A 14,551-nucleotide genomic window follows, 5' to 3' on the forward strand; every position below is an offset into this window, starting at 1 on the left:
CGATGGCGTGCCCGCCCGGCGGCAGTCCGTCCCCGCCCGGTGATCCCCCGCCCGGCGGCAGTCCGTCGGCGCGGGCGGGCTGCTCGTACGGCGGGCTACTCGTACGGCGGGCTACTCGTTCGGTACGGCGGGCTGCTCGTTCGGTACGGCGGGCTGTTCGTTCGGTACCGGCGGTTCCCCCGCGGGACCCAGCGGCTGTCCCGTCGGCCCGCTCTCCCGGCCGGAAGTCGCGTCGCCCAGCGGTGTGCCGGCCCAGGACACGGCCGTCCAGCCGTCCGCCGGGGAACCCTCCAGGATCACCACGTCCGTGTTGTCCAGCCGGTGGCCGGTGGCGAAGGACACCTCGACGTTGTGCGCGCGTGCCGCCGTCCACACCCGGATCGCGGCGCCGTGACTGACCATCGCGACGGCACCGGCACCGGCCCCGCTTGCCGCGGCCTCCGCGACCACCGTGTCGAACCGGTCCAGCGCCTCCGCGCCGCTCTCCCCGCCCGGCATCCGCAGCGTGGTGTCCCCGGACGCCCAGGCGAACGCCGTCGTGAGGTACACCCGCGCCTCCTCGGTGTCCCCGCGCAGCATCTCCAGGTCCCCGGCGGACAGCTCGCGGATGCCCTCCCGGACACGTACCTCCAGCCCGCGCGCGGCCGCCAGCGGGGCGGCGGTCAGCCGGGCGCGGGTCAGCGTGGAGGCGTACAGCGCGTCGATCCGCTCGTCCGCCAGTGCCCGGGGCAGCGCGGCGGCCTGTTTCTCCCCGAGGGCCGTGAGCCCTGGTCCCGGCGCGGCGGTGTCCAGCAGGAACTCCACATTGGACGGTGTCTGTCCGTGGCGGACGAGAATCAGGCGCATGCGGTCACCCTCTCAGACGGCGGTACGGCGGTTCGGCGCCCCCTCCCTCGCGACATCTCCGGCTTCCGACGTGGACCGGGTCGCCCCGGAACTCCCCTGGCACCGGTGGCGGTTCACCCGGAGTCGCGGCCGGTACCGAGAGACCGGTCAGTGACGCCGGCCAGGTGGGCCGTGAACACCTCGCGGGCGTCCGGTGCCAGGGTGCGCAGAGCGACCATGCCGGTGATCACGACGTCGCAGAGCTCGGACCGTACGTCGTCCCAGGTGTGCGTGGTGCCCTTGCGCGGGTTCTGACCGGTCGCGCCGATCACCGCCCGGGCGACCTCGCCGACCTCCTCCGACAGCTTCAGGATGCGCAGGAGCAGCTCCTCACGGCCGTCGTGCGTCCGGCCGTCGTGCGTCCGGCCGTCGTGCGTCCGGTCGTCGTACGCCCGGTCGTCGTGCACCCGGCCCTCTCGCGTCCGGTCGGCGTCGAGCCAGTCGTGGAGGCGGTCGATCGAGTCCCAGACGTCTTCATCAGCCATGGGACCAGCCTCCCCAGGGGCGGCGCGCCCGACGCCTGTCCGTGGATCCGCGGACCGATGGACCCATGGACTCGCGGACCCGTAGACCCGTAGACCCGTGGATCTGCGGCCCGGTGGAGCAGTGGCCCCGCTCCTACTCGTCGAACAGGGTCGCCTGTTCACCCTCGGCGGACCGCCGCACCCGCTTGGTGCGCGCGCCCACCACGGCCAGCGCGGCCGCGGCCGTCACGCCCAGCGCGGCGGGGACCATCCAGCCCCGGTTCACGGTGTGGCCGAGCAGATGGTCCAGCGAGATCCGGCCGGGGCCCGTCACGGCGAGCCCCGCCGCCGTCAGGCCCAGCGACGCCGCGTGCTCGTAGCCGCCTTGACTGGCGAAGAACCCGTGCGGCAGGTGCACCGCGGTCGCGCCCGCCATCGCACCGGCCGCGGAGGCGCCGGCCGCGGGTGTCGCGAGGCCCAGCGCCAGCAGGGCACCGCCGCCCGCCTCGGCGAGGCCCGCCGCGAGCGCGCTCCGCTTCCCCGGCACGTATCCCATCGCCGCCATCGCGATTCCCGTCCCGGCGAGTCCGCCCCCGCCGAACCAGCCGAACAGCTTCTGCGTTCCGTGCGCGGCCAGCACCCCGCCCGTGCCCAGACGGAGCAGCAGCAGTCCGAGGTCTCTACGGTCGAAACAGGTCACGGTGGCTCCCAACCGGGCTCGCGAGATGACGGCATGCTTCCTCCGCCGGCCTTCCTCCACCGTCGCCCGCGCCGCCGTCCCGTACCCGGCGCGCGCGGCTGTTCGGGTGGCTGCCCGGGGGCTGTTCGTGTGGTCGGCCGGGGCCGGTCGCGGGGTGGGACGGGTGGCGGGCCGGTGGGAGCGGTGTGACGCTGACTGCCATGACGATTCAGGTAGCCAGACTCAGCGATCCCGCCGTGCGGGCCTTCGTCAGCGCTGTGAACGCCCACGACCGAGAGGCGTTCGAGTCCGTCCTCGCGCCCGGTGCCACCATGTCCGACGACGGCTCCGACCGGGACCTCGCCGACTGGACCGAGCAGGAGATCTTCTCCTCCCACGGCCACATGGACGTCGACAACGAGTCCCGGGGCGGCCACGCGCTCGTCGTCCGCTACAGCAACGACACCTGGGGCGAGATGAAGACGCGGTGGAGCTTCACTGTCGACGGCGGCAGGATCACCCGCTTCGAGACGGGCCAGGCGTAAGCCCCGTACGGAGACGGAGACGAAGACGGAGACGAAGACGGAGACGGAGACAGAGGCGCAGAACGGGGGAGGGGAAGGGAGCGGGGTTCCGGCCCCTCACCCTCCCCTCCCGACTCGCGTACCGAGCGCCGCTCACCGTCGCTCCCGTCGCTCCGTACCGCCATGTGCCGCCGTGTGCCGCTCCCTCAGCCGACGGCGTGCCGGGACTCGGTGTGCCGTGTGCCGCCGCCCCGCTCGGTGAGCGTGATCCGCCCCGCCGTGATGGTGGCGAGACGCGGTGCGCGGCGGGCGATCGACGAGTCGTGGGTGACCAGGACGAAGGTCAGCCCGTACTCGTGCCACAACCCCTCCAGCAGCCCCATGATGTCGTCGCGGGTGCCCTCGTCCAGATTGCCCGTCGGTTCGTCCGCGAGGAGCACCTTCGGCTTCTTGACCAGGGCACGCGCGATGGCGACACGCTGCTGCTGGCCGCCGGAGAGTTCGGACGGCGCGTGCGTCAGGCGCTCGCCCAGACCGACCGAGCGCAGCGCCTCGGCGGCACGGTCGCGTCGCTCCGCGGCCTTGACCCCGAGCGGTACGAGCGCGGTCTCGACGTTCTCCTGCGCGGTCAGCGTCGGGATGAGGTTGAACGACTGGAAGATGATGCCGATCTTCTCGGCGCGCAGCCGTGTCAGCCGGGCCTCGCCGACGGAGGCGAGGTCGACGCCGTCCAGCTCGACGCTGCCGGCGGACGGGCGGTCCAGGCCGCCGATCATCTGGAGCAGGGTCGACTTGCCGCCGCCGGTGGGGCCCTGGATGACGAGCTGGTCGCCGTCCTCGATGGCGAGGTCGACGCCGCGCAGCGCCTCGACGGTCTCCTTGCCCCGCGTGTAGCGCTTGGTGACGCCGGTGAGCTTGTACATGAGGTTCTCCGAAGATGAGGGGGTCGGGGCGCCGCGATCCGGGGCGGCGTGGGTGCGGCGCCCCGGATCGGGATGTGTTCGTCGCTCGGGGCAGGGGGTCACGCGACGCTGCGCAGCGCGTCCGCGGGGCGCATCCGGGAGGCGCGCCAGCCGCCCATCGCGCCGGCGACGAGACCGCCCGCGATGGCCAGGCCCGCCGCGAGCGCGATGGTGGTCACCGAGACCGGCGCGGAGAGCGCGATCTCCATGGTGTTCTTGACCGTCTGCCGGCCGGGGCCGCCGCCACCGGGGCCACCGCCCAGGCCGCCACCGCCGGTGGAGCCGAGCTCCGCGGTCAGCTTCGGGCTGATCGCCGTCACCGCGTACGCCGCGCCGAGGCCGAGGGCGATGCCGAGCGCGCCGCCGAGCAGACCGTTCACGACGGACTCGCCGACGACCTGGCGGGTGACCCGGCGGGACGGCCAGCCGAGCGCCTTGAGGGTGCCGAACTCGCGCACCCGGCGGGACACGGCGGACGAGGTGAGCAGCGCCGCCACCAGGAACGCGGCCACGAGCACCGCGACGGACAGCCACTTGCCGACGCTGGTCGCCAGGTTCGAGGCGGTCGACAGGGAGCCGGAGACGGTGGACGCGAGGTCCGCGGAGGTGGTGACCGTCGTCCCCGAGATGTTCTTCTGGATGGCCGCCTTGACGGTGTCGATCCGCTTCGAGTCGGTCGCCTTGACGTAGATCGTGGTGACCTTGTCCTTCGAGTCGCCCAGTGTCTGCGCCTGCTTCAGCGGCAGGTAGACGTCGGTCGTGGACTCGCTGCTGTCCGGTGTCGCGATCCCGATGACCGTGTACTTGGTGCCGGAGATCGTGAGGGTCCCCCCGACCGTCTTCTTGTTCTCCTTGGCGTACGACGCGCTGAGCACCGCGACCTTCGCGTCGGTCTGGGACGCGGCGAAGGTCCGGCCCGTGGTGATCTTCGAGGTGGCGAGCGGGCCGAGGTCCTGGTGGGTGACGTCGACGCCCGCGACGGCGTACGAGTTCACGTCGAAGGACGCGCCGCCGCCCTGCACCTGCGGCTGGCCCGAGCCGCCGCCCTGGCCGCCGCCGGGACCGCCCTGCTGCGACCCGGAGGACCCAGAGGACCCGGACCCCGAGGAGGTGGAGGACTTCGCCGTGCCCCGGGTGAACGAGCCGTCGACCTTGGTGACGTTCAGGCTGAGCGCGCCCACCGCGCTCGACACGCCCGTCTGCGCGGCGACCTCGGTGACGAGTGAGGACTTCAGGGACTGCCCGCCCTGCGTCATCACCCGGTCCGAGCTCTGGGTCGTGCCGCTGTCGGCCTTGGCGTCGAAGTCGAACTTCGGCCGCCCGGAGGAACTGCTGGTGGCCGCCGGACGGGCCTTCGTGACGGTCATGTCGGTGCCGAGCCCGTACAGCGACTGCAGGACCTTGCCCTGCGCCTGCTGCATGCCGGCCGACACCGAGTTGACGGTGATGACCAGCGCGATTCCGAGCGCCAGACCCATGGCGATCACCAGGGCCGCCTTCTTGCGCCGGCTCAGCTCACGCTTGAGATAGATGCCAAACATCCCGTTCCCCAAAGGTTCTCGGCGCCCGCTGTGGGCGCGGCCACAAGCTATGGAGAAACCTTTGAGCGGGGCTGAGTAAGAGGTGTGCGAGAGCTGAGAAAGCCGGGTCCGGAATCAATATCGCGTGAGACAGCTGATTCCCAGGGTCCGGAGGGGGCATTGCCAGGAAACACCTGTTGGGTGGGGTGCCGGTGGCACCCGACGGCCGGGTGCGGTGTGCGGCCCGCCGCTTTGCCGCGCCTTGGGGAGCGCTGTGCCTTTCTTTTGTGACCCCGCCGTACGGCGGCGCGGAGCGGCTTTGTACGGTCCCGAGATGCGCGATTCCTCTCCGCTTCCCCCGCGTGCCGGCGTGCTGTCCCGCCGTGCGGCGCTCGGCCTCGCAGCGGCCGTCCCGCTGGCCGCGGCGTCCCCGGCCGCCGCCACCCCCTCGGCCACCCCGTCCACCGCCCGCACCACCGCCGGAACCGCCGCGCGGACCGCCACGATCGGCGGTGACCTGCTGGGCCTCGGCGGCATCCAGGTGCGCGGGGCCTCGGGGCTGCCCAAGCGGCTCACCGCCCGCTCCTGGCTGGTCGCCGACCACGTCAGCGGTGAGGTGCTCGCCTCGTACAACGCGCACCGGCTGCTGGCGCCCGCCTCCACGCTGAAGATGCTCTTCGCGGACACCGTGCTGAAGAAGTTCGAACGCACCGAGCGCCACCGGGTCACCGACGCCGACCTCGCCGGGATCCCCGCCGGCTCCAGCCTCGTCGGCGTCAAGCCCGGAATCACCTACACCGTCGAGCAGTTGTGGCTCGGCGTCTTCCTGCGCTCGGGGAACGACGCGGTGCACGTGCTCAGCCACATGAACGGCGGCGTGGGCACCACGGTCGCGCAGATGCAGGCCAGGGCCGACGACCTGCAGGCCCTGGACACGCACGTGGTCAGCCCCGACGGGTTCGACCACAAGGGCCAGGTGTCCTCCGCGTACGACCTGACGCTCTTCGCCCGGCACGGCCTCGCCGACGCCGACTTCCGCGCCTACTGCTCGACGAGGACCGCGGACTTCCCGGCGGGCGGCAAGAAGACCTTCCAGATCCAGAACACCGACCGCCTGCTGACCGGCGCGTGGGGCGTACCGACGTACGACGGTCTGATCGGCGTCAAGAACGGCTACACCAGCAACGCCGGCAACACCTTCACCGGCGCCGCGACCCGCGGCGGCCGGACCCTCCTGGTCACGGTGATGCACCCGAAGAGCGGTGGCAGCGGCGTCTACGAGGAGACGGCCGCGCTGCTCGACTGGGGGTTCCGGCAGGGCGCGAACGCCCGGCCCGTGGGCACGCTGGTCGCGCCGCTCAGCGAGGGCGGCGCCAGGGCGACGCCCGCCGGCAAGGCCCCGAAGGCCGCCGCCGGCGCGCCCGCCCGTGCGGAGACGAGCAGTTCGTCGTGGGGGCTGGTCGGCGGGGCCGGGGGAGCGGTCGCGCTGCTCGCGGGCGGCGCGGTCGCGTGGCGCAGGCGGCGGCGTGCGGGGACGGCGGGCGGGGCTCCGGCCCCGGACCCGAGGGCTTCCGGCCCGGGAGCTTCGGACCTGGGGACTTCGGACCCTGGAGACTCGGACCGGGGGACTTCCGGACCCGGAGATTCCGGGGCCCGTCGCCGGCGGTGACGGTGCCGCTGCGGTCTGCGAATGTGCGGAGGCAGCCGTCCCATGGCCCACCTCGCGGTCCCGCGCGAGGTCGCCCCCCAGCCGGGCCGCGGAACGGCTGCCGCCTCCCCCCTCGGTGTGGACCGTGGTCGTACCGAAGTCCTCCACTCCGAGTGTGAAGCTCTCGTGGAGGCGACACGAGCATAAGCCCGCTATCGGGTCTTACAGTGCGGAGGTTCAGCTTCCGTTTGTGCAAGTTGAGACGTTGACGAAACGTGTGGCCGCGCCCTAACCGCGCCCCACATAGGGCATCGCGGTGGCCATCACCGTCGCGAACTGCACGTTCGCCTCCAGCGGCAGCTCCGCCATGTGCCGCACGGTGCGGGCCACGTCCGCCGCGTCCATCACCGGCTCGACCGCGAGTTCCCCGTTCGCCTGCGGCGTTCCCGTGCGCATGCCGGAGGTCATGTCGGTCGCCGCGTTGCCGATGTCGATCTGGCCGCACGCGATCCGGTACGCGCGCCCGTCCAGGGACAGCGACTTGGTCAGGCCCGTCACCGCGTGCTTGGTCGCCGTGTACGCGATCGACCGCGGACGCGGCGTGTGCGCCGAGATCGAGCCGTTGTTGATGATCCGGCCGCCCTGCGGGTCCTGCTCCTTCATCTGCCGGAACGCGGCCTGCGCGCACAGGAACGCGCCGTTGAGGTTGGTGTCCACGACGTGCCGCCACGCCTCGTACGGAAGCTCCTCGACCGGGACGCCGCCCGGCCCGAACGTTCCGGCGTTGTTGAAGAGCAGGTCGAGCCGTCCGAAGCGCTCGCGCACGGAGGCGAAGAGGGCGGTCACCTCCTCGGGCCTGGCGACGTCGGTCCGTACGGCCACGGAGGGGGCCCCGGGCACGAGGGCCGCCGTCTCCTCAAGGGGCTCGGTCCGGCGTCCGGCCAGCGCGACCGACCAGCCGGCGCGCAGCAGTTCGACGGCCACCGCGCGGCCGATGCCGGAGCCCGCCCCGGTCACCACCGCGATCTTCGTCTGCTTGGCATTCATGGGGCCGCAGCGTATCGACGGCACGGCGGGGCACGGCGGGGCCGCGGGCGTCTCGCATCCCGCGGCCCCTTTCCGGAGCCGTCAGCCGTCAGCCGTCTGCCGTCCCTTGGGTCGTCGGTCCGTTCGGTCGTCGGTCCGTTCGGCCGTAGGGCCGGTCAGCCGGTCTCGCCGGGGTAGCGGACGCCGATCTGCTCGCGTACCGCGTCGAGCGTCCGCATCACGGCGAGGCTGCCGTCGAGGGGGACGAGCGGGGACTCCTTCTCGCCGGCCCGCAGCGCCCGCATCACCTCGGCGGCCTCGTGCTTGAGGCTGTTGCGCGGACCGTGCGCCGGGTCGGCCGCGAACTCCTCCGCGTCGCGTCCGTCGCGGTGCAGTACGAGCCGCTCGGGGAAGAAGAAGCCGCCGGGGATGTCGATGCGGCCCTGCGAGCCGGTGACGGAGGCCGTGACGGGGGTGCTGCCGTTGATGGAGCAGTGCACCGAAGCGAGAGCACCGCTCTCCCAGGTGAGCACCGCTCCCGTCTGGAGATCGACGCCCTCCTCGGAGAGCACCGCTCGCGCCGTGACGCCCGAGGGCTCCCCGAGCAGCAGATGCGCGAACGACACCGGGTAGACACCGAGATCGAGCAGCGCCCCGCCGCCCTGCGCGGGGTCGCGCAGCCGGTGCGAGGGCGGGAACGGGCCGTTGATCCCGAAGTCGGCCTGCACGGTGCGGATCTCACCGATCACACCGTCGTCCACGAGCCCCTTGAGCCTGCGGATCAGCGGGTTGCAGTACATCCACATGGCCTCCATCAAGAAGCGGTCGTGGCGGCGGGCGAGCGCGACCAACTCCTCGGCCTCCCGCACGTTCAGCGTCAGCGCCTTCTCGCACAGCACATGACGCCCCGCCTCCAGACACATCCCGGCCGCCTGCCGGTGCGCCGAGTGCGGAGTGGCCACGTACACGACATCGACGTCCTCGTCGGCGGCGAGCGAGGCCCAGTCCCCGTACGCCCGGGGGATCCCGAACCGCTCGGCGAACGCCTTCGCCGAGGCGTCGGTCCGCGAGGCCACGGCCACCACCTCGGCGTCCGGCATGTCCACCAGATCCGCCGTGAACGCCGCGGCGATGCCACCGGTCGCCAGAATCCCCCACCGCACCCGCTCGTGCTCGCCCGTCATTCCCGGCCCTTCGCTCTGTCACCGTGGTGCTCTGTGACCCCGAACACTCCGTTCGAACTGAGAGCATAGGTGGCGGATCACTCGGAGAGGGAGGGGCACATGCCCGAGCGCGGGCGCACCACGAGGGACCAGGAAGGTCCGCGGGGGCACATACCGAACACCGCCGTCGCCGACAGCCCGGCGGTCGTCGCCGGCACCCCGGCGGCCTTCGCCGACCCGGCGCCCGCCGTCGTACACCCCAGGGCGACGCCCGCGGCGGAGGACTCCGGCCCACGGGAGGCGAGTTCGGGGGACGCCGCACCGCGCGACCTCGGAGCGCTGCGCCGTACCGGACTCCTCGTCACCCTGATCCTCGGTGGGCTCACCGCGACACCCCCGCTGGCCATGGACATGTACCTCCCGTCGCTGCCGGAGGTCACCCGCTCCCTGCACGCCCCGGCCGCGACCGTCCAGCTCACGCTCACCGCGTGCCTCGCGGGAATGGCGTTCGGCCAGCTCGTCGTCGGACCGATGAGCGACAAGTGGGGGCGGCGCAGACCGCTGCTCGCCGGACTGGTCGTGTACGTCCTCGCCACCGCCCTGTGCGCCGTCGCGCCCGACGTCGAACTCCTCGTCGCCTTCCGGCTGGTGCAGGGTCTCGCGGGAGCGGCCGGCATCGTGATCGCCCGAGCCGTCGTCCGCGACCTGTACGACGGCCTGGCGATGGCCCGCTTCTTCTCCACCCTCATGCTGATCTCCGGGGTCGCCCCGGTCGTCGCGCCCCTCATCGGCGGGCAGATCCTGCGCGCCACCGACTGGCGAGGCGTCTTCGTCGTCCTCACCGCCGTCGGCATCGGACTCACCGCGCTCGTCTGGACGAAACTCCCCGAGACCCTCGCGCCAGGCGACCGGCACGGCGGCGGTGTCGGCGAGGCCCTCCGCTCGATGCGCGCCCTGCTGGCCGACCGGGTCTTCACCGGCTACATGCTGACGGGCGGCTTCGCCTTCGCCGCGCTCTTCGCCTATATCTCGGCCTCACCTTTCGTGATCCAGGACATCTACGGCGCGTCCCCGCAGACCTTCAGCCTGCTCTTCGGTGTGAACTCGGTCGGCCTGGTGGCCGTCGGCCAGATCAACGGCAAGCTCCTGGTCGGCCGGGTCGGCCTCGACAAGGTCCTCGCCGTGGGCCTCGCCCTCGTCGCCCTCGGCGCGACCGCGCTGCTCCTGATGTCCTCAGGCGTCTTCGGCGAGGTCGGTCTGGCGCCGGTGGCAGTCGCCCTGTTCGTCCTGATGTCCGCGATGGGCCTCGCGCTGCCCAACACCCAGGCGCTCGCCCTGATGCGCGTACGGCACGCCGCCGGCTCCGCCTCCGCGCTGCTGGGCACCTCCTCCTTCCTCATCGGAGCGGTCGCCTCGCCGCTGGTCGGCATCGCCGGAGAGCACACCGCCGTCCCGATGGCCGTCGTCCAACTGGCGGCGGTAGTGGTGGCCGTCGCCTGCTTCATGGGACTGTGCCGTCCCTGGCGGACGGGACACCCCACGGACGGAACAGACGGAACAGACGGAACAGATGGAACAGATGGAACGGACGGAAACGAGGCAACGGACGCGATGGACGTAATGGACGGAAAGGCGGCGGACAGCTGAGCGCACCGAAACTGCGCGTCGACACACCGGAGCGGGCCGGGCTCGATCCGGCCGAACTGCGCCATCTCGTACGCGACGTCCGCGCCCTCACCCGCGGGCCGCACCCCTGGGCGGCCGGCGTCGTCGTGGTCGCCGGGCGCGGCCCGGTCATCGCCGTCGAGGAGGCGGTGGGCTGGGCGGTGCGCTACGCGTCGTACGACGAGAAGACCGACACCGGGGTCGAACTGCCGCCCGCGGAGCGGCTGCCGATGAGCGTGCGCACCCTCTTCGACCTGGCCTCCCTCACCAAGCTGTTCACGGCGGTCGCCGCGGTGCAGCAACTGGAGCGCGGCACGCTCGGCATCGACGCGCGCGTGGGTGCGTACCTGCCGGAGTTCCGCGCGGCCTCCGCGTACGACATCACCGTGCGGCAGCTGCTCACCCACACCTCCGGGCTGCGGCCCGAACTCCCGCTGTACGACTGCCCGGACGACGGGGCGCGCCTGGCGATGCTGCGGGCGGAGGGGCCCTCGTCCGAGCCGGGGGAGTACCGCTACTCGGATCTGAACCTGCTCCTCCTCCAGCAGGTCCTGGAACGCATCACCGGCCGTGCTCTCGACGTCCTCGTCAGGGACGGGATCACCCGGCCGCTGGGGATGACGGCCACCCGCTTCGGGCCGTGCCCGGACGCGGCCGCGACCGAGGACCAGCGGCGGCCCTGGGCCAAGGCGGACCGCGGGATGCTGCGGGGAGTGGTGCACGACGAGAACGCGTGGGCGCTCGGTGGGGTGGCGGGGCACGCGGGTCTCTTCTCCACCGCCCGTGACCTCGCGGTCTTCTGCCGTGCGCTGCTCGCGGGCGGTTCCTACGGACCCGCCCGCATCCTCGGTCCCGACTTCGTCGAGCTGATGCTCACCGCGCCGGGCCTCGGCTTCGCCATCGGCCAGTCCTGGTTCATGGGGGCCCTGGCGGAGGGCGGTGCGGCGGGACACACGGGTTTCACGGGGACGTCGCTGGTGCTGGATCCGGCGACGGGCACGTTTCTCGTGCTGTTGGCGAACACGGTGCACCCGCGGCGGCGGCCGGTGCGCAACGGGCCTCGGGTGGAGGCGGCGACGCGGATGGCTCGGGCGGTACGGGGCGCTTGACGCGGGAAGCCGGGCGGGGCCACCCATCCCCGTAGAATCGCGGCGTGAACGCCCCCGCACCCCCCGCCGACACCCTGCGCACCGCCCTCGCGGGCCTGCTCGACGGGCTGCCGCCGAAGACCGCCGCCCAGGCCGTCGAGCGGCTGATCGCGAACTACCGGGGAACCACCCCGACCAACGCACCGATCCTTCGCGACCGCTCGGACGTGGTCGCGTACGCCGCCTACCGGATGCCGGCGACGTTCGAGGCGGTGCGCGCCGCGCTGGAGGCGTTCGCGGACGCGGTGCCGGAGTGGGCACCGGCCGGCCACGTGGACATCGGCGGCGGCACGGGCGCCGCGACCTGGGCGGTGAACGCGACCTGGCCGGGCGCCCGCCCGGTGACCGTGCTCGACTGGGCCGAGCCCGCGCTCGCGCTGGGCCGCGAGATCGCCGCCACGAACCCGGAGCTGAAGCCCGCGGAGTGGCACCGCACCCGCATCGGAGCGGCGCTCACTCTCGAGAGCACTGATCTCGTAACGGTGTCGTACGTCCTCGGTGAGCTCACGGCCGCCGACCGCGCCTCCGTCGTGACGGCCGCGGCCGCCGCGGCGCGGGCCGTCGTGATCATCGAGCCGGGCACCCCCGACGGATACGCTCGGGTGATCGAGGCCCGCGACCGCCTGATCGAGGCCGGGTTCCGCGTCGCCGCCCCCTGTCCGCACAGCGCGGCCTGCCCCATCGTGCCCGGTGAGGACTGGTGCCACTTCTCCGCCAGGGTCAGCCGCTCCTCCCTGCACCGGCAGGTCAAGGGCGGCTCCCTGGCGTACGAGGACGAGAAGTTCAGCTACGTCGCGGCCACCCGCCTCCCGGCGGACCCGGCCTCCTCCCGCGTGGTGCGCAAGCCGCAGATCCGCAAGGGCCAGGTGCTGCTGGACCTGTGCGGCCCGGACGAGTCCCTGCACCGCGAGACGGTGACCAAGCGCCACGGACCGCTCTACCGTGCGGCCCGGGACGCGGACTGGGGCGACGCCTGGCCGCCCCCGGCCGACGAGGACTGACACCCCGGACGTTCACGGCCGACCGGTTCCTCGCCCCACGCCCGCGCCCCACGCCCGCGCCCCGTGCCCGCACCCCACCCCTCACCTCAGTTCCTGCGTGCAGCACTTCACGCTGCCGCCGCCCTTGAGGAGTTCGCTCAGATCGATGCCGACGGGCTCGAAACCCCGGTCGCGGAGAGGCTCGAAGAGGCCGGTCGCGGCCTGTGGCAGCAGCACGTGCAGGCCGTCCGAGACCCCGTTCAGACCGAACGCGGCGGCGTCCTCGTCGCCGGCGGTCAGCGCGTCGGGGAACAGCCGGCGCAGCACCTCGCGGCTGCCGGGGGAGAACGCGGGCGGGTAGTACATGATCTCGTCCGTCGTGTCGTCGAGGACGGTGAGGGCCGTGTCGAGGTGGTAGTAGCGGGGATCGACCAGGTCGAGCCCGAGCACCGGGCGGCCGAAGAACTCCTGGGCCTCGCCGTGCGAGAGCGGGCTCGCCCGGAAGCCGCGCCCGGCGAGCAGGTACGAGGCGGTGACCGCGAAGTCGCCCTCGCCCTCGTTGATGTGCACCGGCTCGCGCACGGACGGGAAACCGTGGGCGCGGAACCACTCCAGGTGCGCCGCCGCCTCCGCCTCCCGCTCCCGGTGCGCGAACCGCGCGCCGAGCACCCGGCCGTCCACGACCGTCGCCCCGTTCGCGGCGAACACCATGTCCGGCAGGCCGTGGCGCGGGACCAGCTCCTCGACCGTGTGGCCCAGTGAGCGGTAACGGTCCCGCAGGTCCTCCCACTGGGCGACGGCGAGCGCCACGTCGACCGGCTTGGCCGGGTCCATCCAGGGATTGATGGTGTAGGTGACGCCGAAGTGCTCGGGCGGGCACATCAGATAGCGCCGGGGTGTGGCGCTGCGCAGAGGGTGCAAGGAGGGCTCCTCACGTACCGCGGGGCAGATGATGCCCATGGTGCGCCGAGCGGCGCCGTCCGGCCCGGTGGCGAACGGGTGGTCCTCCCGCGGACCGTCCACGAGCCGCCTCCCCGGCGACGACAGCACAGTCCCGCACCCCGCCCGTCGGGCCGGACGGCGGCGAGACGCCCCGTCTTGCCGACCTGTTAGGTTCGCCCCATGGCCCCGACGTCTCCCCAGCCCGCCCCGCCCGCCGGCAGGTCCGCACCCGACTCCTCGCGCCGCAGCGAGAAGTCCCGTCGCGCGATCTTCGACGCGGCCCTCGCCCTCGTCGGCGAGGTCGGCTACCCCCGGACCACGATCGAGGGCGTCGCCGCCCGCGCCGGAGTCGGCAAGCAGACGATCTACCGGTGGTGGCCGTCGAAGGCCGCGGTGCTCCTGGACGCCTTCATGGACCTCGCGGAGCGGGCCGCCCGGGAGGCGGGACAGGAGTCGTACGAGATCCCGGACACCGGCGACCTCGCCGCCGACCTCAAACAGGTCCTGCGCGCCACCGTCGACGAGCTGCTGAACCCCGCCTTCGAGATCCCCTCGCGCGCCCTGGCCTCCGAAGGCGTGGTGAACGAGACGCTCGGGGCCGAGTTCGTCACCAAGCTCCTCGAACCCCAGCTCCAGCTCTACGTGAAGCGGCTCGGATCCGCCCAGGACGGGGGCGCGCTGCGGCCCGACCTCGACCTCCGGATCGCCCTGGAGCTCTTCGTCTCCCCGCTCGCCCAGCGCTGGCTCCAGCGCACCGGCCCGATCTCGTACGCGTACACGGACACCCTGGTCGACTACGCCCTGTACGGGCTCGCTCCCCGGAGATAAATCACACCAAAATGGTCCGCCTTGCCTGATTTCGGCGGGGGCAGCCCTGGTCCCACCCACCCCGGATGCGAGCTCTGTCCCCCCGGGGCGCAGGATGGTGGGACCATAGGGGTTGTC

General features: G+C 72.8%; 14 protein-coding genes. 6 read left to right on the forward strand and 8 right to left on the reverse strand.

Translation table 11 applies throughout. The features are described 5' to 3' along the window. Positions 1 to 111 precede the first annotated feature (111 nt). From ABZV34_RS16790 to ABZV34_RS16800, 3 genes are all read right to left on the reverse strand, one after another. On the reverse strand, positions 112 to 846 hold the full coding sequence (locus ABZV34_RS16790) for a histidine phosphatase family protein (RefSeq protein ID WP_356276330.1): 735 nt from the start codon (positions 844 to 846) through the stop codon (positions 112 to 114). 113 nt (positions 847 to 959) lie between these two features. Beyond that, the gene (locus ABZV34_RS16795) at positions 960 to 1,370 is read right to left on the reverse strand and encodes a MazG-like family protein (RefSeq protein WP_356276333.1); all 411 of its coding nucleotides are present in this window, start codon (positions 1,368 to 1,370) and stop codon (positions 960 to 962) included. A 133-nt stretch (positions 1,371 to 1,503) separates the two neighbouring features. Next, a complete protein-coding gene (locus ABZV34_RS16800) occupies positions 1,504 to 2,049 on the reverse strand; it encodes a DoxX family membrane protein (RefSeq protein ID WP_356276336.1) in 546 nt (181 codons plus the stop codon). 200 nt (positions 2,050 to 2,249) lie between these two features. Between ABZV34_RS16800 and ABZV34_RS16805 the strand changes: the two genes are divergently transcribed. After that, positions 2,250 to 2,573, forward strand: a complete 324-nt coding sequence (locus tag ABZV34_RS16805) for a nuclear transport factor 2 family protein (protein WP_356276339.1) — start codon at positions 2,250 to 2,252, stop codon at positions 2,571 to 2,573. 185 nt (positions 2,574 to 2,758) lie between these two features. Here the strand turns inward: ABZV34_RS16805 and ABZV34_RS16810 are convergent, their stop codons facing one another. Next, positions 2,759 to 3,475 carry an ABC transporter ATP-binding protein gene (locus ABZV34_RS16810; protein WP_356276342.1) on the reverse strand — a complete coding sequence of 239 codons (717 nt, stop codon included), beginning with the start codon at positions 3,473 to 3,475 and terminating at the stop codon, positions 2,759 to 2,761. 98 nt (positions 3,476 to 3,573) lie between these two features. Next, positions 3,574 to 5,055 carry an ABC transporter permease gene (locus ABZV34_RS16815; RefSeq protein WP_356276345.1) on the reverse strand — a complete coding sequence of 494 codons (1,482 nt, stop codon included), beginning with the start codon at positions 5,053 to 5,055 and terminating at the stop codon, positions 3,574 to 3,576. 313 nt (positions 5,056 to 5,368) lie between these two features. On the opposite strand from ABZV34_RS16815, the gene ABZV34_RS16820 reads away from it, so the two are divergent. Beyond that, positions 5,369 to 6,703, forward strand: coding sequence for a D-alanyl-D-alanine carboxypeptidase (locus tag ABZV34_RS16820; RefSeq protein ID WP_356276347.1), 1,335 nt, complete (start codon positions 5,369 to 5,371; stop codon positions 6,701 to 6,703). Between the two features lie 267 nt (positions 6,704 to 6,970). Here the strand turns inward: ABZV34_RS16820 and ABZV34_RS16825 are convergent, their stop codons facing one another. Both ABZV34_RS16825 and ABZV34_RS16830 read right to left on the reverse strand, forming a co-directional pair. Next, on the reverse strand, positions 6,971 to 7,729 hold the full coding sequence (locus ABZV34_RS16825; RefSeq protein WP_356276350.1) for an SDR family oxidoreductase: 759 nt from the start codon (positions 7,727 to 7,729) through the stop codon (positions 6,971 to 6,973). Between the two features lie 155 nt (positions 7,730 to 7,884). Continuing rightward, the gene (locus ABZV34_RS16830) at positions 7,885 to 8,892 is read right to left on the reverse strand and encodes a Gfo/Idh/MocA family oxidoreductase (RefSeq protein WP_356276353.1); all 1,008 of its coding nucleotides are present in this window, start codon (positions 8,890 to 8,892) and stop codon (positions 7,885 to 7,887) included. Between the two features lie 99 nt (positions 8,893 to 8,991). Between ABZV34_RS16830 and ABZV34_RS16835 the strand changes: the two genes are divergently transcribed. Genes ABZV34_RS16835 through ABZV34_RS16845 form a run of 3 tightly spaced genes read left to right on the forward strand, consistent with a single transcriptional unit; the run spans position 8,992 to position 12,685 of the window. Continuing rightward, positions 8,992 to 10,518 carry a multidrug effflux MFS transporter gene (locus tag ABZV34_RS16835; protein WP_356276356.1) on the forward strand — a complete coding sequence of 509 codons (1,527 nt, stop codon included), beginning with the start codon at positions 8,992 to 8,994 and terminating at the stop codon, positions 10,516 to 10,518. Further along, entirely contained in the window at positions 10,515 to 11,645 is a 1,131-nt protein-coding gene (locus tag ABZV34_RS16840; protein ID WP_356276600.1) for a serine hydrolase domain-containing protein, read from the forward strand. Before ABZV34_RS16835 ends, ABZV34_RS16840 begins: the two co-directional genes overlap by 4 nt. A gap of 44 nt (positions 11,646 to 11,689) precedes the next feature. Beyond that, positions 11,690 to 12,685 carry a small ribosomal subunit Rsm22 family protein gene (locus ABZV34_RS16845; protein ID WP_356276359.1) on the forward strand — a complete coding sequence of 332 codons (996 nt, stop codon included), beginning with the start codon at positions 11,690 to 11,692 and terminating at the stop codon, positions 12,683 to 12,685. An 81-nt stretch (positions 12,686 to 12,766) separates the two neighbouring features. Here the strand turns inward: ABZV34_RS16845 and ddaH are convergent, their stop codons facing one another. Further along, entirely contained in the window at positions 12,767 to 13,624 is an 858-nt protein-coding gene (ddaH, locus tag ABZV34_RS16850) for a dimethylargininase (protein ID WP_356276603.1), read from the reverse strand. A gap of 162 nt (positions 13,625 to 13,786) precedes the next feature. Between ddaH and ABZV34_RS16855 the strand changes: the two genes are divergently transcribed. Beyond that, complete coding sequence (locus ABZV34_RS16855) at positions 13,787 to 14,434, forward strand: TetR/AcrR family transcriptional regulator (protein ID WP_356276362.1); 648 nt, start codon at positions 13,787 to 13,789, stop codon at positions 14,432 to 14,434. Positions 14,435 to 14,551 lie beyond the last annotated feature (117 nt).

Origin of the sequence: Streptomyces sp. NPDC005195, from assembly GCF_040608315.1 — a bacterium.
Lineage (GTDB): Bacteria > Actinomycetota > Actinomycetes > Streptomycetales > Streptomycetaceae > Streptomyces > Streptomyces kaempferi.